We start from the raw sequence: 19,390 nt of genomic DNA on the forward strand, positions 1-19,390 counted from the left end.
TTACACCTTTCTTTGCAAATAAGCTAATAATCCATCACAGCGAATGAAAGGGAAACAAATCCTTTACCCTATTAACTCTGTAATGAAACATTATCTTACCATTATTTTTGTGACTTTGCACCCTTTTTATCCATATACTGTATGGCACAGCAGAACGGAACAGGAGGGATACCGGAAATATGAAGCCATCATATCAGGATGCCCTTGCTTTTTTCGGAATGGGCGGCGCTCACCCGGGCGGTTTGGCTTTGACGAAAAGAGTTTTGGGAATGGAACAGCTCTCAGGCAAGGCAAAGGTGCTTGATGCAGGCTGCGGCACCGGGCAGACAGCTGCCTTCATAGCCAAAACTTTCAATTGCCAGGTGACGGCGATCGACCGTCATCCTCTGATGATCGGCCAGGCAAAGAAAAGATTTGCCCACGAAGGCCTGGCAGTCAATGCCCTTAGGGAAAACATTGAGAATTTATCTTTTGCTGATAATAGCTTTGACTATATTATCGCCGAATCTGTCATTATTTTTACCAATATTGAACAATCTTTGAAAGAAATTAAACGGGTTCTCAAACCAGGCGGGATATTCCTTGACCTCGAAATGACAGCTGAGGAGCCATTGAATCCCCAGGAGAAAAACCAAATCCAGAGTGTATACAGCATCAAGCGACTGCTGACAGAGGGTGAATGGCTGCAGACTTATACATCAGAAGGTTTCCGGTCCCCAAGGACGGTAGCTGCCAATTCCATTTATACTGAAATCATCAACTCGCCATGGGACCAGCAGCCGGAAATCGCCAACCCGCATCTTGTTAATCCCAAATACGAGCATATACTGATTGAGCACCAAAAGCTGCTTGCCATCTATGCCGAACGACTGGGATACCGGGTGTACCGGATGCAGAAATAGACGTGATTATACAATCTATGCATAAAGCGGGCATTGTATGTATGGTGTCCACCCGGAAAGCACAGCGGCATCCGGAGTGTTCACTATAATGAACACTCAGAAGAAACCCAACAGGATCTCTTTTGGAGTGCAAAAACAAATAACACAGTAAAAACATGGTGATTAGCAAAGTAATCATCATGTTTTTTTATATAATTCTTGATACCCGATCTGATAAATAGACGGAGAAATTCCGTCTATTAACTTAAAAAGCATTAAAATGGGAGATTTGCTCGGCATAACCGGAAAACCTCCCCTTATTTAGCCCGCAACGAGCTCCATTCTAAATTTAACCGGAAAATCTCCGCTTATTTTCTTTCGCCGTCTTTCCATTTAGGTACGCTCATAACAGTCTTAATTTCCACTAAAATTGCCATAAACGGTTTTACACCAATAAAAAAATAGCATGCTAAATCATATATGATTTAACATGCTATTTCACGGTTGCACTTCACCCTGTTATTCAGAAAAAATCAGGGTGTGCCTTTTATGCATTATTTATTTTCCTCCGCCAGGATGGACTTATGAATCCAAATCGCCGCCTGGGATCCGTCTCCCATTGCAATGGTCACTTGTTCTGAATGGGCAACCACATCTCCTGCAGCCCATACATTCTTGACGTTAGTCATCTTGGAACGCGAATCAACATTTATATGCTTATTTTCAAGCCTTTCCACCCCCAGCTGCTTTGCCAGGTCTGACTTGACTTCATTTCCTCCAAAAGCCGTAAAGCCCCGCTCTCCCATAACTCTCTTGCCATTCTCAAGCAAAAATCCCTGGATGTTCGGCCCGTCAGCTATAGCTTCCGCAATCAATTCTTCCATGTATTCAATATTCAGCTCGCGCAATTTGTCCATCAGCTCTTGGCTGACTTCCTTTTTCTCATGATTGATAAAGACCAGTTCGTCTGTCCAGTAGGAAAGTGTAACAGCCATATTGGCCCCAGGGTTACCAGAGCCGATTACAATTGTCCTTTTATCTTTAATTTCATAACCGTCGCAGTCCGGACATACATACACACTTACGCCGAGCGTTGGATAAAGATTAGGAAATTCCGGAATCCTGTCCATCACCCCCGTTGATAAAAGCAGCCTTTCGGACTCAAGCTTTCCCCCGTCCTCAAGCGTAATTTTAAACCCGCTTCCCTTTTTCTCCGCCTTCTCTGCTTTTCCCAGCTTAAATTCCACCCCAAGCTTTTCTGCATGAGACCGCCCGATGTCCCTGAGCTCCTGGCCGCTCACCCCATCAGGATACCCGAGGATATTATGATAGCTTTTGCAGATGGTTGACCTGCCATGGTTTGAGTCCACAACCAGCACCTTGTGTTTATACCTTCCCAACTGAATCGCAGCCTGCAGGCCTGCAATCCCTCCGCCGATGATAATGCAATCGTATGTCATTCTATGGCCTCCTTGAGCCTTTTAGGTATTTATAGGTAATTTACCCTCATTGACCCTCAATTAACGCATGGACAGATGATTTTAGCTGTTGAAAAAAAAGACTTGAGACCCATCAAACCACCGGCCTTCCCCAGACCAGGCTGTTTGAAATTGTCAAAAAACAATAACACTTTTCCATATATCCCCTTACAGGAAATGTTACACTAATTAATACCATCTGTTTTAGATTGGAGGATTTATGAAAGCGAAAAAGACACACAGACTAGTAATGAGGTCGATCATTTTATTGGTTTTATTCTTTGCAGCAGGATACACTTTGTACCAGAATTTTTTCTTAAAAGAATCCGGCACAAAAGCTATGCTCAATGAAAAAGCTCCTGACTTTGCGCTTCAAGCACTGGATGGCGGGAAGACAAAATTAAGCGAGTACAACGGAAAGCCCGTCTTGATCAACTTTTTCGCCACCTGGTGCGCACCCTGCAAAAATGAAATGCCCGCAATCCAGTCCACTTATGAAGAATTTAAGGATGACGGGTTTGAGGTGCTGGCAGTCAATCTGAGCGAACCAGAAATATCAGTAAAAAACTTAAAAGAGCAACTCGGAATAGACTTTCAAATCCTACTAGATAAGAACAATGCAGTAGAAAGCATGTACGATGTTTATAAGATCCCGTCCAGCTTCTTTATAGATTCTTCAGGGAAAATCGCCAGAGTGTATGAAGGGGAAATGAGCGAAGAAGATTTGAATGACTGGGTAGGCGAATTGGTTGATTAGATAAGATCAGCATTCGCCCGCCCTACCAGAATCCTATTGGTAATAAAAGAGACAGGCCATTGTGAGCCTGTCTCTTTCTTCATCCTATTTATTCATATGAGCAAGAAAATCACCAAGAAGGTCTTCCATGCTTTCTTCTTCCTGGTCCTCGTTTTCAGCCGAACGGTCTATTTGTACACTTGACCAATCAATATCATCCAGATCGTCATCAGCACCATCTGTGTACGCAGGTATTGCATCCTCTACTTCCTGCACAGGAGGGGAGGGAGGTGGAACATCCGCCTGATAGACCGGCTTCTCTTCCCTTTCCTTCCGCTCTTGCAGATAGAGAGCTTCATCAATATCGGTCGATTTGCTGTTCAGGCTGGCAAGCAGCGCAGCAGACCGTACCGGGTCTGTGATCAGCTGGTAGATGATGCTGCCGAGAAGGGCTTCGGAGTGCTCGTGCTTAAGCCAGTCGCGCTGCATCTTGCTGAGCGCCTTCGGCAGCGGAATTGTAACTGTTTCCTGTTCCTGTTTGACTGATTGGCTGACACCCTGCATGACATAGTCGGCAATCCTGCTGGAAAAATTCCTTTTTTCAGCTTCTTTAAGCTTTTGCAGCTGTTTAACTAAGTAATCCGGGGTATCAGAAGGTACACGAAACGCAATCGTCTGGCCTCTTTCGATCCCCTTGGATGAAGATTTTGTCATGTTACCACCTTATTTTATGCTTTTACTGGCTTCTTCTCATCCTGCTTGTCCGGCTTGGATGTTCTCTTCAAATGGTCGGCAACCAGCTTGTAATAAGCATTTGCCATCATCCAGATGCTCTCTTTTTCATCCTCAAAGAAGTCGATATTATATCCATCAAGGCTGTTGTTCAGTGATTTGATATATTCCTTCAATACAGCAGATCCTCCGCCCACGAAGTAGCAGATCTCCGTCTGTGAATTCTTCTGCCAGACATTGCGGAGCAGGCGGTACTGCTTTTTGGCAAGGTCGAACAGGATGCGGTCAGTGATGTCATGAACGCTTGTCCTGCTTCCTTTAACCATGATATGGTTGCGGTCATTTTTCTTGGTGATGATCTCCACCACATCGCGGCGGCTGTCCAGCTCAACGCCATGCTTGGATCTGATTTCCTCACGGATCATTTCCAATGATTCCGATACACCCAGGTTGAAGCCCTGCGCCTTGTCATCATCAACTGTGCGGTTTTTGATGACAGCGATATCTGTAGATAGGCCCCCGATATCCTGGATGAGGATACGCTTATCGATCAGTTCTTTATTAATAATGTTCAGGTCGTTATCCATTACAAGATTGATGAATGCCGCGAATCCTTCAGGATAAACCTTTACATCGCTGAATTTCAGATTGACTTTGATGCCCTGGTATTTAGGCGTAACCAGGAATTCTACCTGGTGCACTGACCCAAGCAGCTTCGAGCGGTAGCCCGCATCTTTCCCTTCCTTCACTTCACGAAGAGGGAGCCCTGTGCCCAGGATGTAATTAGTATCGATTATATTGTTATTTTTCGGGAATAAACCAGCGTTCTCTTCCCTTACCGCATCAAGGGCAAGTGAAACAAAAAGCATAACAAGCGTCTGGTCCTCTTCAGATTTGCTGCTGCCGGGATCAAGCTCGGAAGCATTGTCGCTTTTAGTCGCCAGTGTTCCTACACGATAGATTGCATTATTGTCTTTTAATGCTGGGGAATGAACTTTAACATGAATCCCGTCCAAAGGTTCTTTGCTGTCTAATTCTTCTATGCCGATTACCGGTCTGTCCGCAACATCCCTTGCAATGACATTCGGTATATTCAATTCATAATCCAATTTTCCGAATAAGGCTTTCAGCGAATCATTGCCTACGTCTACTGCTGCTATTCTCGGGTTTTTCAAATCTACCATTCCTTTCACATTGTACCTTGCTTATCGTACAAGCAATTATCTTAAGCTTAATTAATATTTGGAAAATATTCAATGAGTTTCATATAAAGTAATATAAATGTTAGATTGTAAACATTACGCAAACTTCACCTCAATATCTAAAAACATTGAAACAACAGCATCTAAACAACTTTGTAAACTTGTAAACATTTTTATAAACATCTTGTATGCGTTTTGTTTGCAAGTTTACAATATTGTTTTCTTTTGCAAACATGAAAGTAAACAAGTATACAAATTTGTTTTCAATCTATTTTCTCTCTTATTAATCTCTTTAAAAATCATTCCCCCTCCCCTTGCAAGAATGTTCATCAGTAAAAACAGTCCTCTTGACGACCGTTCCAAAAATAGGATAATTTTAATACATTAACAGTTTACTAGACAAAAGGAGAGCTTGATGGAGATGCTTAATTGCCGCGAAGAAACTTTGGCCTTTACGAAACAGCTGGTCAACATTGAAAGCATAGTGAATACAAATGGCGAGAAGGTGATCGCCCATTCTTTATATACACTCTTATCCTCGTTTCCCTATTTTACGGAGAACTGTGGACAGCTCGTTATAGAACAAACGATAGATGATGAATTGGAACGGTATAATGTACTGGCTTTTGTGAAAGGAACTAAAAGGAAAAGCAGCCGTACAGTCATTCTGATGGGCCATATGGATACTGTCGGAATCGATGATTTCAATCAGCTCCGCGATGCAGCATGCGACCCGGATCAGCTTGCAGACCTGTTCAGGAAGGAAGAACTCCCTTCCGGAGCAAAGGAGCAGCTTGAATCCGGAGACTGGATGTTTGGCAGAGGCGTGCTTGATATGAAGAGCGGTCTTGCAAGCCATCTTTATCTTTTAAAATACTATTCTGACCATCCGGAAGAATTAGAAGGAAATCTCGTCTTTCTTGCAGAATGTGATGAAGAGGACGGTTCACATGGAGTCCTGTCTGCTTTGAAGACCTTGAAGAAATGGAAGGATGAGCATAAGTTCCATTATGCTGCTGCCATCAATGCAGACTTTGTCTCCCCCCGATTTGAGGGAGATACAAACAGGTATATCTACAAAGGAACGGTTGGGAAGCTCCTCCCCTCTTTCTTCATAACAGGTGCTGAAACACATGTCGGCTCCTGCTTTGAAGGGCTCGATCCGAATTTCCTTGCTGCAGAACTGACAAGGCAGATCAGCTACAACCCGGAACTAAGCAATGAGGCGCTTGGGGAAACGACCGTTCCTCCGGTTTCACTGAAGCAGACAGACCTGAAGCCTTCTTATACGGTACAGACTGCATTAAGTGCCTATGTCTATTATAATTTCTTTATTCATTCCTGGTCCCCAAAGGAAGTACTCGAGAAGCTGAGGAAGCAAGCGCATATTGCCTTTAGCAATGCGCTCTCTTCCTTTGAGCAGCGGAACAGGCAATTTGCCGAATTAAGCGGGGAACCATATGCCGAGCTGCCTTGGCAGCCTCGCATCTATACGTATGAAGAAATGCACCGGATGCTTATGGAAGAATACGGGCAGGGCTATATAGCCCATATGGACGCTTTTAAAGAAGAGCTTCTCCTTGATAAGGAACTGGATACAAGGATGTATGCCGCGAGAGTCGTGGAAGAGGCCTGGAAATGGATGAAGGATAAAAGCCCGGCGATGATACTCTTCTACTCTTCTTTATACTCGCCGAGAATTGAGCTGTCCGGGAAAACAGAGGATGAAAGAAGGCTTATAGATGCCTTGGATCAGGCAGTGGAAGAAATCCAGCCTTCCTATCCTCATCCAATCATCGCCAAGAATTTTTTCCCTTATATATCAGATATGAGCTTTATAGCGCTCAGCGATGATGAAGCAGGAATCAGTGCTGTAACTGACAATAACCCTGGCTGGGGCACAAAGCATTATGTCGAATACAGCGACATCCGCGAGCTGAATGTGCCTGTCATCAATATTGGGCCGTACGGACTGGATGCCCATAAGAAACTGGAGCGCATGGAAATGAAGTATTCACTTGAAATTGTCCCTAACCTGACAAACCGGGTGATTCAGCAGGTACTAAAAGGCTAGGTTTCCGGGGAAATAATTTCAACATAATAGTGAGGAGATGTTTTTATGGCAGGAAAAAGAATTGACCATGTTGGAGTAATGGTTAAAAACATAGAGAAATCAATAGAGTTTTATACAAATGCTGTCGGCATGGAGCTGAAGGCAGAGGTGCCTCATTCAAACGGTGTCATCAAGCTTGCATTCCTAGGCTTTACCGGAAATGAAGAAACTGAGCTGGAACTGATTCAAGGCTATAATGACCATCTCCCGGAGGAAGGTACGGTCCATCATTTTGCGGTCAGCACCGATGATGTGGAAGGAGAATTCACACGTCTCAAGGAGCTTGGAATTGAACTCATAGACCAGGAAATCACCACCCTCCCGAATGGCTATAAGTATTTCTTCTTTTATGGGCCGGACAGGGAATGGATTGAGTTCTTTCAACGGTAATATTAATTACAGAACGGGCTGAGACCATACGGCATTAGTCGCATTTTCATAAAATCATCAGCCCCATTATTGATGCAAACTTGTCCAACTATTTATAGGAACCCTGTTGATTGGAGTGCAAGGCACGCAGACTCCTGCGGGAGATAGCGGCAAGGCTGAGACCCCGCAGGAGCTTGCTCTGAGGAGGCTCAGCGTCGCCCCGCGGAAAGCGAAGTGCCTGGAACGGAAATCAACAGCCCCTATATCAAACAAAAATAAACTTAAAAAGCTCTGCCGTTTCCTTTCTCCGAAACCAAAGCGCAAAAGTTCTGCTTTTGTGCCTTTTTTTATTCGCTTCCCGAAACAAAAATGATATGATGAAAGAAAAAAGCTAGGAGTGATTTTAGTGAAAAAAGACCTGATTGAACGATTGGTTTCGTATGCAAAAATGGACACACAGTCAGACGATAACAGCACCACCTGCCCTTCCACCCCTGGACAGCTGGAGCTTGGCAGAAAGCTTGTAGAAGAGCTTAAAAGCATCGGTATGCAGGATGCGGAAATGGATGACAATGGCTATGTCATGGCCACTCTCCCTTCCAATACAGAAAAGCAGGTGCCTGTCATCGGCTTCCTTGCCCATGTGGATACAGCAACAGACTTTACCGGCAAAAACGTCAGCCCGCAGATTACTGAAAATTATGACGGCGGAGATATTGTCCTAAACAACTCTTTACATATTGTCCTTTCACCGAAGGATTTTCCAAGCCTGGAGCAGTATAAGGGCCATACACTTATCACAACTGACGGCACTACCCTTCTCGGGGCCGACAATAAGGCAGGAATCGCTGAAATCATGACGGCAATGGAATACCTTATTAAACACCCTGAAATCAAGCATGGAGCAATCAGGGTCGCTTTTACACCAGATGAGGAAATCGGCAGAGGGCCGCATAAATTTGATGTGAAGGCATTTAATGCTGCCTATGCATACACCATGGACGGCGGACCGCTCGGTGAGCTTCAGTACGAAAGCTTCAGCGCAGCGGGAGCCAAGATCACCGTTAATGGCACCAATATCCACCCTGGCTCTGCCAAAGGAAAAATGGTTAATAGCATCAAAATTGCGATGGAGCTGCAAAACAGCCTGCCGCAGGAACAGGCGCCTGAACTGACAGAAGGATACGAAGGCTTCTTCCACCTCGGCTCATTCAAAGGGGACGTGGAAAAGACAGAGATGAGCTATATTATCCGTGATTTTGACCGTACGGAATTTGAACATAAAAAAGAGCTGCTGGAAAAAGCTGTTGCTTCACTGCAGGAGAAATACGGAAAAGAGCGGATCCAGCTGGAGCTTAAGGACCAGTACTATAACATGAAAGAGAAAATCGAGCCGGTCATCGAAATCGTCGACATTGCAGGAGAGGCGATGAAAAAGCTTGATATCGAGCCGCAAATCCTTCCGATCAGGGGCGGCACGGACGGTTCACAGCTTTCCTATATGGGGCTTCCGACGCCGAATATTTTTACAGGCGGCGAAAATTACCACGGCAAATATGAATATATTTCAGTTGATAATATGGAAAAAGCAGCTAATGTCATCATAGAAATTGTAAAGCTGTTTGAAGAAAAAGCATAATATCAGGGGGCGGGGATTTAATCTCCGCCTTTTTTCTTCCTCCAAATCCTGAATTGACCGGGACACATCCACAAGATACATTTTTTCAACTGGATGTGTAAATACTTTTTGTATGGGTACAGGTATATGGCGCAATGTCGAAAAATGCGCCAATTCAGGCTTTTATTACAGGGGGTTTAGATAGCAGCATTATGGACATCTACTTTGAACAATATGGTCAGCTGAACATCAGGCAGAGATGGGGCAGCCCCAGCCAAAAAATAAATAGCATCACTTATGATTCCCGCAATGCAGGCCCTCAATCGGTCTTTGTCTGCATGGGCGGCGAAAATCATGACGGCCATACATTCCTGGAAGAGGCCATTGCAAAGGGCGCAGCTGTCCTTGCAGGCGAGAATGCTGCCATTCTTGAAGAGTTCAGCAGAAAATTCCCGGAGCTTACTTTTCTCCAGACTGAAGACGCACGGGCTTTCCTTGCCCAATTATCGATTATATTCCATGGAAGGATCCATGAAAAAATACATACTGTCGGCATTACCGGCACTAACGGCAAAACGACTGTTGCGGCCTTTGTGAAATCACTGATGACGGCACTCGGCATCCCCTCCGGTTCGATTGGCACCAACGGGGTGCTCTCGTCCATGGGCCCGGTCAGCTTTGTCCAGTCCACACCGACTACTCCTGAGGCGAGCGACCTGCATGCCATTTTTACTGATTTCGCCAAGCGCGGAGACCAGCTCGCCGCCATGGAGGTCTCTTCCGTTGCCATTGAGCAGCAGCGGACCGCCGGCATCAACTTTGATGTGGCTATTCATACGAATCTGTCGCCAGAGCATCTTGAATTCCATAAAACCTTTGAGAATTATAAGCAGGCAAAGCTGAAGCTGTTCCGTCAGGCGAAGCGGGCCGTCGTAAACCTTGATGACGAAGGGATGGGCGCTGACATCATCAAGGACTTCCAGGGCAGCCTTCTCACCTACAGCCTGAAAAAGGATTCTGCTGCCGATGTTAAAGCTTCAAACATCAGAGTGACAAATGATGGGACCAGCTTTGAATTGAAGCTTGGGAATGATTCTTATATCGTTCGGACGCCTGTGTTTGGCAGCTATAATGTGGCAAACCTCCTTTCGGCCATCTGTACGGCCATGCACCTTGGCTTTACGATCGGACAGATCATTGAGGCCCTCCCGCGCGTAGAAAATCCGTCAGGGCGCTTTGAAGTGCTGAAGGAATTCGGCCGGAGGAAGATCATCATTGACTACGCGCACACGCCTGTTGCCCTCAAAAGCCTTCTGAAGGAAGCGAAAAAGCTGCCGCATAAGCGCCTTATTGTCATGATTACCGGAATCGGGATCAGGGATAAAGAGAAAATGCCCCAGATGGCACAAGCTGTCGAGAATCAGGCGGACCAGGTAATCGTATCGGTCGATCATCCTGGATTCCTCGATCCCTGGGAAGTGGTCGGCCATGTGATGAAAGGCTTCTCCAATCCGCGCGCCGGGAATATCCTGCAGGAGCCGACGCGAAGAGACGGCGTCCTTGCAGCATTATCTGTCAGCGATGAAGATGATTTAATCCTTCTCACAAGCGGCTGCATCAATGGTGCCCAGATTGTAAAAGGCGAGAAAATACCTCATTCTGACAAGGAGATTATCCAGGAATTCTTCCGGAATCTTGAAGAAAGTAAAGCACTTGAACGCTATGAAGCATAAGAACGGGCAGGCCGGGGGCTTGCCTGTTTTTTTTTGCAAGGCTACAGGAACCCCGAAAACAGCAAAAAAGCCGAAAAGCACATTCAGTATGCACTTTCCGGCCAGCCCTTAATTAATAAAACCATCAAAAAACTCCAGCACTTTCCGGTAAACTTTGATTTCGTTGTCTTTCTTGGAAAAGCCGTGGCCTTCGTCATCCAGGACGAGGTATTCGACTTCCCTCCCCTTCTCCTGAAGCGCAGCTACGATCTTGTCGGATTCTGCTTTGACAACACGGGGGTCTTTGGCTCCCTGGATGACGAGCATCGGTTTTGTCATCGTTTCAAGATAAGTGATCGGTGAGTATTCGATCAGCTTTTCCTTGTCTTTGACCGGATCGCCGACCCATTGGTTCATAACAGGCTTCCAGTGCTCAGGAACCGATTCAATGAAGCTGAACAGGTCGCTCGGGCCGAAGATATCGACAACCGCTTTAAAGTACTCAGGATGCCTGCCGTGCAGGAGCAGGGCCATATAGCCGCCATAGCTTCCGCCCATGAGCAGGAGATTCTCCCGGTCTGCATAGCCGTTCTTGATGAGCCATTCAAGTCCTTCAATATTATCCAGCCGCGGGCCGTAGCCCCAGTCGCCTTCGACCATCTTCATATAAGAGAGCCCATAGCCTGAGGAGCCCCTGAAATTCGGTGCAAAGATGCTATAGCCCCTGTGGACCAGGAACTGGAACAGAGAGCGGAAAAAGGCCCTTTCTGCCGCCTGAGGACCGCCGTGCGGCCAAAGGATGACATGTCCGTTGCTGTTTTCCTCCTTGGCCCTGAAGAAGAGCGCCTCGATCTCAAGTCCGTCGTACGAAGGGTAGTGCAGGATTTCCGGCTCAGCCATTTCCTCTTCACTGACGCCAGGCACACGATTATTGGTCAGCTGTGTCCACACGCCCTTTTCATATTTATAAAGATTAGGAGGAGTGACTGCAGACCTGCCGAGCAGGTAAAGGTTTCCGGACTCTGCCACTGACAGCCCGTCAATGGTGCTCGCAGGGAGCTCCAGCTGCTCCGCCTTGCCTTCCTCAAGCCCGTAGCGGTAGAGATGATCCTCTACTCCTTTTTGGCTGCTGATATACAGGGTTCGGGCTTTTTTATCAAATTTCAGCCCTGAAAAGTCTTCCCCATCAAGCGAAAGCAATTTTGTGAATTCGTTTGTATCCAGGCTGAATTTAGCTAAATAAGATAAGTCCTCTTTATAGTTGGTGACCAGATAGATATCGTTTTCTGAAGTAAAGACAGCATCTGTGACTGTATGCTGAGGCTCTGCTTCAGGCGTCAGCAGAACCTCATTCTCGCCATCCCAGGCATAGGCTAGTGAGTATGTATTCGCAAACATCCTCCCAAAGACAAAGCGCTTCTCATCAGGACTCTTGGCTGTCAGGAAGGTCGCGGCGTCCCGGCCGTGAAGCAAGACCTCCTCTTCCCCCGTCTCCATATTGTAGGCATATGCCTTCAAAAAAGTGGCATCTTCCTTGCTGGATGTATAATAAAGTGTCTTTCCGTCCTTAGAGGCGATCAGACCCATATGCCGGGCATTTTCATGTGTGCGGATAGGCTTTAACTCGCCGCCATTTCTCGGCAAAGCATAAATCTGGCCGTTTTCATCGCCGTCCGAGTCGATGACGGCAAGCAGGAAGCGCCCCTCCTTATCAAACTCGATTTCCTCACAGTTTTGGTTCTGGAAACTTAACGGATAAGGATAGAGATTGGGCAGATCCATCGCCCATAGATTATATTTTCCGTTCAGATTTGTACTGAACACAAGCTGCGATTCATCCGGGCTTACAGCGAATGTCTGGATCCCAAAGGTCTGGAAGAAATATTCAACATCTGGTTTTGAAAAAGACAGCATTCTAGTTTTTCCCCCTTCTTCTCTGTTTTTACTAGATTCGGCAGTGATTCTGTATAATAGATTTGCCGGCATCTCTATCCTATTCGGGAAGAAAGGCCGGAATCCCTATCTTTTTGCAAGAATTTTCTTGAAAATAAGAGCAGAAGGAGGAGTTTTTGTTGAAAAATATCACATTTTATCAGGTGGATGCCTTTACTGATCAGGCATTTGGCGGCAATCCAGCCGGCGTAGTCCCGGAAGCCGCAATCCTTGAGGAAGAAGAGATGCAGCTGGCTGCGCGGGAATTCAATTTGTCTGAAACTGCTTTTCTATCTCCTTCCGGCAGCGAAAATGCCGATTTCAGGGTCCGCTATTTTACACCTTCCTGCGAGATTGATTTTTGCGGCCATGCGACCCTGAGCGCAGCGTGGATCATGGCGTCTGAATTAGATTGGCTCAGGCACAGCAGGGAAATCCGTTTTGAAACCAATATCGGCATTGTGCCGGTTATCTTCCAAACAGAGGGAGAAAAGCTTGTTTCTGCAGAGATGACTCAAATATCACCGAAAATAAAAGAAATAGAATACAGTCTGGAAGAGCTGTGCCAAATGATCGGCGTTTCATCTGCCGACATTGACGAGCGCTATCCCATCAGGCTGGGGTATACAGGGAACTGGCATCTGCTTGTCCCCTTGAAAACGAGGGAAGCAATCGATGGGGCAGCACCCCAGTTTGATCTGGTAGAGGAGCATAACCGCCGGCTGGGGATCAGCACGACCCATTTGTTTACTTTTGATGCTAAGGGCATGGAATATGACATCTATACAAGGGATTTTGCTCCTGCTGCGGGCATCAGGGAGGATCCTGTCACAGGCTCCGCGAATGGCGCCCTTGCCGGTTATCTAATGCTTGAGAATATTCTTGAACAGGGAAGAAACCACATGCTGGCCATTGGCCAGGGGCATGCAGCAGGCAGGCCCGGCCTGCTTCAGGCGGGCATCAGCTCTGATGGGGGAAGCATCAGGATTACAATCGGCGGCAGTGCAGTACCAGTCATCTCTGGAACGCTTGCGTTTTAGGCATCCTTTTCCTAAGCCTGGACTGCCTCCAGGCCGGAGAAAGCCTTAAGCCTTTCCAGGTCGCCCCGCTTCACAAGGAAAAGGAAGACCCTCATATTGAGAGGCAGAAGCTTTTCCGTTTTATCATCTACCCAGCTGTTTAAAAATCGGTTCAGTTCACTGAGCCACAGGAATTTTTCATCGAGACTCATTTGAGAGCCGGCAAACAGGATGCTTCTTCCGGTTGTCAGCTCTTTCTTTAAGTACTTTGCCTTTAACAGATTGCGTTTCTTTTTATTGTCTGCGTATCGGTGGATGACCTTCACCGATTCTTCCAGCGTCTTATAATAGTCCCTCGGCTGGACCTGGATGACGCTCGCATGCTGCTTATCTTTATGATTGACCACATAATAGCATGGATAATCCGCTACGATTGAAATGCCGCGTGCCAGGACATAGGCCTTTACCATGAATGGCTGGTCCTCTGCTGTGCAGATCCCTACCGGGAAGGTAATATCATTTTCAAGCAGAAAGCGGCGGCGGAACATTTTTGTAGGGCCGATCGCTTCGAGCACATTTGATTCATACACATTGGTGAACGGCTCGTTTGCTGCAAACATTGACTTGGCCACCCATCTCCCATTCACGCCTGTAAATTTTCCTACAATAATGTCAGAATGATTATCATTCCCCATCTTGTACATCCGCTCCAGCGCCTCCGGACCCAGATAATCATCCGCATCTACGAAAAAGATAAACTCTCCCCGGGCTTGTTTCATAATTGTATTGCGCGGGGCGCCCGGCCCTCCTGTATTCTCCTGATGGATGACAGTGATGTTCGGATGGGAGCTTGCATAGCTGTCCAGCACTTGTCCGGAACTGTCGGTCGACCCGTCATTCACCATGATGATCTCAATGCTCTCCTGTTCCATTGACTGGTTCAGGATTGAATTCAGGCATATGCTGATATGATTGGCAGAGTTGTAGACCGGAATCCCGACAGTTACTTTGATTTGGCTCATATGGGCCTCCCCCTTTACTATATATGTATAGTTTTTTACATCTTTTCCCTGTTAAAGTATTTTTTCAAACAGGAATTTTACGGAAACAAAAAAAACCCGAAAAAAATCGGGCTTCTCCTTATTCGCTGCCTGTGACAAGCGGGCATTCTGAATCGCTGGCCCATTCATTCATGGAGCCGTCGTAAACAGCGACATTCTTTTGCCCAAGCTTGTTAAGTATCAAGGCATTCCAGGTGGCCGCTATTCCGCCTCCACAATAAGTGATGACCTTCTTGCCGGGATCAAGGGCGCCCGTTTTTTCAAATGTCTCCCTAAGAACTTTGTCAGAGAATAATTCCTTCGTTTTTTCATTTGCATGAACACCGAAGAACACATTCTTACTCCCGGGTATATGTCCTTTGCGCGGATAGGTCTCCGTTTCGCCCCTGAAATCCACATTTATTAAACAGAAAAATGGCCTGTATATGGGCAGAAACTCCTGCTGGCAAGGGCGCAGCCTGAGTTGTGGAGATAAAAAAAAGGACCTACTTTTTAGGCAGGTCCAAGGCTTGATAGGCAGTCTGATATTTTCCCCCGTCTGCAACCTCTGCGTGGTACAAGGCTTTTAGAGCGAAGTTTTTTTCAAGCATATGCTCTTTTTCGAGCTCTTTTAAACGCAGCTGCAGTTCTTTGTTCTGCTTGACCAGCTGCTTCATTTGCGATTTCAGAAATTTCATGGTCTGAGCTCCTTTTGCCGGATATGTCTGGCAAGTATAGCACAGGGTGGCGTAAATGAGAAACGCAGCTTGGCAGCTTATTTCTTTTTCGCATGCTTTCTCATGTCAAAGGCTACAGCGACAATGATAATGGCACCTTTGACGATGAACTGGATATAAGGGCTGACGCCAAGGAAAGCGAGTCCGTAGTTGATGATCTGGAAAATCAGTACGCCGGTGATGACGCCCGGCACGGTGCCGATCCCGCCGGACAGGGATACCCCGCCGACCACACAGGCCGCAATGGCATCGAGTTCATACATATTTCCTGTATTATTCGTAGCACTTCCTACACGCCCGGCTTCAAGGGTGCCGGAGAATCCGTAGAGAAGGCCTGCGATCAGGTAGATCAGGATGATATTCCTTGCGACGTTGACGCCTGAAACCTTTGCTGCCTCAGGATTTCCGCCGATTGCGTACATATTTTTCCCAAGCTGGGTCTTGTTCCAAATCACCCAGATGATGATGGAAACAATAGCCGCATAAATGACAAGGTATGGCAGTTCATACTGGCCGATCGGGATTCCCCGCTGGGCGAATGTTGTAAAGCTCTGGCTCAGTCCGCCGATCGGCTGGGCACCGTATGGCGGGCGGTCAAAGTAGATCGAAGTGACGCCGTATACGCCAATCATCATGCCAAGGGTGGCAATGAACGGGGGCACATGGAACTTGGAAACAATAACACCGTTCAGTGCCCCGAACAGGCCTGTAACCGCCATGGCGATCAGAATCGGTACGATGATCGGCAGCTCAGCAAGATTCGGATACATTTTATAAGCATAATCCGAAGCCTGCAGCATCGATGCTGACACAACAGCGGCGAGGCCGACAAGCCTTCCTGCTGACAGGTCTGTCCCGGCAGTAATCAGAATGCCTGCTACCCCGAGGGCAATGATGATCCTGGATGAAGACTGGCTCAGGATATTGATAAAGTTTGTGATTGATAGAAAGTCAGGTGACGCGATGATGATCCCGATGACAAGCAGGACCAGAACGACATATATGACATTGTCGACGAGCCACTTGGCTGCATCGAATCTTTTTTCCGCTTTGTTCATGTGTGTTTCCTCCTAGTACATCGCAGCGAGCCGCATGATTTCTTCCTGCGAGGCTTCTGCAGTATCCAGTATCCCAGCCAGCTTCCCGTTGCTCATGACCATGATCCGGTCGCTCACGCCCAGCAGCTCGGGCATTTCGGATGAAATGAAAATGATCCCCTTGCCTTCTGCCGCCAGTTCGCTGATCAGCTGGTATATTTCAAATTTAGCCCCGACATCGATTCCCCGCGTCGGTTCATCCAGCAGCAGGATTTCAGGCCTTGTGAGGAGCCAGCGGCCGATGATGACCTTCTGCTGATTCCCTCCGGACAAAGAGCCGATGGAAGTTTTCTGTGACGGTGTCCGGACATTCATAGAATCTATGACCCATTTCGTATCCTCCGCCACCTTGCCGTCCGAAAGAAAGATGCCTTTTCGGTATTTCTTCAGATTGGCAATGATAGAGTTGAAGCTGATGCTCAATTCCGGGAAGATGCCGGTAGATCTTCTTTCCTCTGTAACAAGCGCAAAGCCGTTCTTGATAGCATGCTGCGGGGAATGGTTCTGGACTTCCTTGCCATGAAGCTCAACCTTTCCTGACTTCACGCCCCTCATGCCGAACAGGGCTTCCACCACCTCGGTCCGCTTTGATCCGACCAGCCCGGCGATGCCAAGGATTTCTCCCTGCCTCAGTTCGAAGCCGATATCAGAGAAAGAATGCTTTGCTTCTGCTGTGAGGCCGGAAACCTTTAAAATGACCTCTCCCGGCTTGTTCACCTTTTCCGGGAAGCGCTGTGACAGATCACGTCCGACCATGAGGCGGATGATTTCATCCGTTGTCAGCTCCTCGGCGCTCTTTGTCGCGATATACTGTCCATCGCGCATGATCGTCACTTCGTCGGATATCTGGAGGATTTCCTCCATTTTGTGGGATATATAGATGATGGCTACATTTTCGCTTTGCAGCTTTTTAATGATTTTAAATAAATGATTCACTTCTTTTTCTGTCAGTGAAGAGGTCGGTTCGTCCATGACAATGATTTTGGACTGATAGGAAACCGCCTTGGCAATTTCAACCATCTGCATCTCCGAGACGGAGAGCGAACTTACCTTGCTGGACGGATCAATCCGGATATCCAGGCTTTTAAAAATGGCTGCCGTATCTTCATACATCTTCTTCTCATCAATGAAGATGCCTTTCTTCGGGTAGCGGCCAAGCCAGATATTATCCATGACATTCTGCTGGCGCACCTGATTGAGCTCCTGGTGGACCATGGAGACCCCGCTTTCCAGCGCCTGCTTCGAGCTGGCAAAGGCTACCTCCCGGCCTTCGAGGAGGATCTGTCCCTCGTCCATTGAATAGATGCCGAAAAGGCATTTCATCAAAGTTGATTTGCCTGCTCCATTTTCCCCCATCAGCGCATGCACTGTCCCTGCCCTTACCTTAAGGGAGACGTTGTTCAGGGCGATGACCCCGGGGAATCTTTTTGTTAGATTTTTCATTTCCAGCAGCACTGCTCCGTTTGTTTCCGGCATGAGTGCACCTCCTTGCTTGCCCTTCTGCATGTGCCGGCACTGCCTGTTATGGCTGTTTCATCCTGCCGGCTTATTTTTGGAAAACAATGAGAGACCCGCACAGCAAGCCCCCCATTGTTGGAAAAACTCTTTTTATCTATTGTTCTGCTGCCATCAAATTGAGGCGCAGTTCTTACTTGTAAGCATTCTTGCCGACGTCGATATTATCTTTCGTCACTTCTACGTAAGGAACGCGGACGGCTTTGGCTTCGTCAAGCTCCCATTCTGTTCCGTCAAGCACGTCTTTGCCATTTGCAGCGTTGACCGCAAGCTGGACGGTCGCTTTCCCTTGGTTCTGTGCATCATTCAGGACTGTTCCGACCATTTTGCCGTTTTCGATCATATCCAATGCTTCCGGAATAGCGTCGACGCCTACGACAGGCATGAATTTATCTCCGGAGAAATAGCCTGCTTTTTCAAGAGAAGCAATTGCCCCGAGTGCCATGCCGTCATTGTTGGCGATGACGAATTCAATCTGGTCGCTGTATTTTGCCAGCCAGGCATCCATTTTTTCGGTTGCCTTCGTTGCATCCCACATACCTGTATCCATTGCCAGTTCTTCTGTTTCAATGCCGATGCCCTTGACTGTGTCAATTGCATATTTGGTGCGGGCTTCAGCATCCGGGTGGCCCGGCTCGCCTTTGAGGAGCACATATTGGATTTTGCCGTCTCCATTTTTATCCCATGCCGCTTCATTCGCTTCCCACTGCTTGGCAATCAGTTCACCCTGGATTACACCTGATTCGGAAGAAGTCGTCCCGACATAGTAAGCTTTGTCATAACCATTCATGACCGCTGCATCCGGCTCTTTATTGAAGAAGATAACCGGCAGGTCCTTTGCTTTTGCTTTATCAATAACGGTCTGTGCCGCTTTTGGATCAACCAGGTTGATGGCCAGAGACTTAGCTCCTTTGGCAATCAGTGTATCGACTTGCTCGATCTGCTTTGCCTGGTCGTTTTGGGAGTCATTGAGCATCAGGTTAGCCTGGTCCTTTGCTGAATCCTCCATTGCGCGGCGGACATAGGACATGAAGTTATCATCAAATTTGTAGATTGTTGCCCCGACCGCCGGAAGTCCATCTGCCTTTCCTGAATCCCCTGAACCGCCAGTCGAATCGCTGCTGCAGCCAGCAGCCAGCATGATGCTTGATGCAACCGTAAGTGATAAAAGCAAACCCTTTTTCTTTTTCGCCATTTTCCCAATCCCCT

Annotated in this window: 16 protein-coding genes and 1 pseudogene; 7 read left to right on the forward strand and 10 right to left on the reverse strand. The window is 47.1% G+C overall.

What is annotated here, in order from left to right; genetic code table 11:
• The first annotated feature begins 179 nt into the window (after nt 1–179).
• On the forward strand, nt 180–902 hold the full coding sequence (locus tag RBB45_RS17340; RefSeq protein ID WP_009794381.1) for a class I SAM-dependent methyltransferase: 723 nt from the start codon (nt 180–182) through the stop codon (nt 900–902).
• 533 nt (nt 903–1,435) lie between these two features.
• Here RBB45_RS17340 and RBB45_RS17345 read toward each other — a convergent pair.
• A complete protein-coding gene (locus tag RBB45_RS17345) occupies nt 1,436–2,341 on the reverse strand; it encodes an NAD(P)/FAD-dependent oxidoreductase (protein WP_306010014.1) in 906 nt (301 codons plus the stop codon).
• A gap of 238 nt (nt 2,342–2,579) precedes the next feature.
• On the opposite strand from RBB45_RS17345, the gene resA reads away from it, so the two are divergent.
• Nucleotides 2,580–3,116: a thiol-disulfide oxidoreductase ResA gene (gene resA / locus RBB45_RS17350; RefSeq protein ID WP_022544530.1), complete on the forward strand. Its 537-nt coding sequence runs from the start codon at nt 2,580–2,582 to the stop codon at nt 3,114–3,116.
• Nucleotides 3,117–3,200: 84 nt separating this feature from the next.
• Here the strand turns inward: resA and RBB45_RS17355 are convergent, their stop codons facing one another.
• Nucleotides 3,201–3,809 carry a hypothetical protein gene (locus RBB45_RS17355; RefSeq protein ID WP_101548819.1) on the reverse strand — a complete coding sequence of 203 codons (609 nt, stop codon included), beginning with the start codon at nt 3,807–3,809 and terminating at the stop codon, nt 3,201–3,203.
• Nucleotides 3,810–3,823: 14 nt separating this feature from the next.
• Complete coding sequence (locus tag RBB45_RS17360) at nt 3,824–5,002, reverse strand: ParM/StbA family protein (RefSeq protein ID WP_087944255.1); 1,179 nt, start codon at nt 5,000–5,002, stop codon at nt 3,824–3,826.
• Nucleotides 5,003–5,450: 448 nt separating this feature from the next.
• Here RBB45_RS17360 and RBB45_RS17365 point away from each other — a divergent pair, with 448 nt between their 5' ends.
• The 4 genes from RBB45_RS17365 to RBB45_RS17380 all read left to right on the forward strand — a co-directional run bounded on the left by RBB45_RS17365 (nt 5,451) and on the right by RBB45_RS17380 (nt 10,862).
• Nucleotides 5,451–7,103 (forward strand): M20/M25/M40 family metallo-hydrolase, encoded by a 1,653-nt coding sequence (locus tag RBB45_RS17365; protein ID WP_306010035.1) that lies wholly within the window; start codon nt 5,451–5,453, stop codon nt 7,101–7,103.
• Nucleotides 7,104–7,148: 45 nt separating this feature from the next.
• Complete coding sequence (locus tag RBB45_RS17370; protein WP_009794388.1) at nt 7,149–7,532, forward strand: VOC family protein; 384 nt, start codon at nt 7,149–7,151, stop codon at nt 7,530–7,532.
• 385 nt (nt 7,533–7,917) lie between these two features.
• Nucleotides 7,918–9,150: a peptidase T gene (pepT, locus tag RBB45_RS17375; RefSeq protein ID WP_306010015.1), complete on the forward strand. Its 1,233-nt coding sequence runs from the start codon at nt 7,918–7,920 to the stop codon at nt 9,148–9,150.
• Between the two features lie 191 nt (nt 9,151–9,341).
• Complete coding sequence (locus RBB45_RS17380; RefSeq protein WP_306010016.1) at nt 9,342–10,862, forward strand: UDP-N-acetylmuramoyl-L-alanyl-D-glutamate--2,6-diaminopimelate ligase; 1,521 nt, start codon at nt 9,342–9,344, stop codon at nt 10,860–10,862.
• 108 nt (nt 10,863–10,970) lie between these two features.
• Here RBB45_RS17380 and RBB45_RS17385 read toward each other — a convergent pair whose 3' ends face one another.
• A complete protein-coding gene (locus tag RBB45_RS17385) occupies nt 10,971–12,755 on the reverse strand; it encodes a S9 family peptidase (RefSeq protein WP_306010017.1) in 1,785 nt (594 codons plus the stop codon).
• A gap of 158 nt (nt 12,756–12,913) precedes the next feature.
• On the opposite strand from RBB45_RS17385, the gene RBB45_RS17390 reads away from it, so the two are divergent.
• On the forward strand, nt 12,914–13,813 hold the full coding sequence (locus tag RBB45_RS17390; protein WP_306010018.1) for a PhzF family phenazine biosynthesis protein: 900 nt from the start codon (nt 12,914–12,916) through the stop codon (nt 13,811–13,813).
• 11 nt (nt 13,814–13,824) lie between these two features.
• Here RBB45_RS17390 and RBB45_RS17395 read toward each other — a convergent pair whose 3' ends face one another.
• The 6 genes and pseudogenes from RBB45_RS17395 to mglB all read right to left on the reverse strand — a co-directional run bounded on the left by RBB45_RS17395 (nt 13,825) and on the right by mglB (nt 19,376).
• Nucleotides 13,825–14,814 carry a glycosyltransferase family 2 protein gene (locus RBB45_RS17395; protein WP_306010019.1) on the reverse strand — a complete coding sequence of 330 codons (990 nt, stop codon included), beginning with the start codon at nt 14,812–14,814 and terminating at the stop codon, nt 13,825–13,827.
• A gap of 118 nt (nt 14,815–14,932) precedes the next feature.
• Nucleotides 14,933–15,247: pseudogene (locus tag RBB45_RS17400) on the reverse strand (sulfurtransferase); the annotation flags it as partial.
• A gap of 91 nt (nt 15,248–15,338) precedes the next feature.
• A complete protein-coding gene (locus tag RBB45_RS17405) occupies nt 15,339–15,530 on the reverse strand; it encodes a hypothetical protein (RefSeq protein ID WP_009794397.1) in 192 nt (63 codons plus the stop codon).
• A gap of 77 nt (nt 15,531–15,607) precedes the next feature.
• Nucleotides 15,608–16,627 (reverse strand): galactose/methyl galactoside ABC transporter permease MglC, encoded by a 1,020-nt coding sequence (gene mglC, locus RBB45_RS17410; RefSeq protein ID WP_009794398.1) that lies wholly within the window; start codon nt 16,625–16,627, stop codon nt 15,608–15,610.
• A gap of 12 nt (nt 16,628–16,639) precedes the next feature.
• On the reverse strand, nt 16,640–18,142 hold the full coding sequence (gene mglA, locus RBB45_RS17415; RefSeq protein WP_148949915.1) for a galactose/methyl galactoside ABC transporter ATP-binding protein MglA: 1,503 nt from the start codon (nt 18,140–18,142) through the stop codon (nt 16,640–16,642).
• Between the two features lie 172 nt (nt 18,143–18,314).
• Nucleotides 18,315–19,376, reverse strand: coding sequence for a galactose/glucose ABC transporter substrate-binding protein MglB (gene mglB / locus RBB45_RS17420; protein ID WP_009794400.1), 1,062 nt, complete (start codon nt 19,374–19,376; stop codon nt 18,315–18,317).
• Nucleotides 19,377–19,390: the final 14 nt, after the last annotated feature.

It is taken from the genome of Bacillus sp. MMSF_3328 (assembly GCF_030733525.1).
Lineage (GTDB): Bacteria > Bacillota > Bacilli > Bacillales > Cytobacillaceae > Bacillus_AB > Bacillus_AB infantis.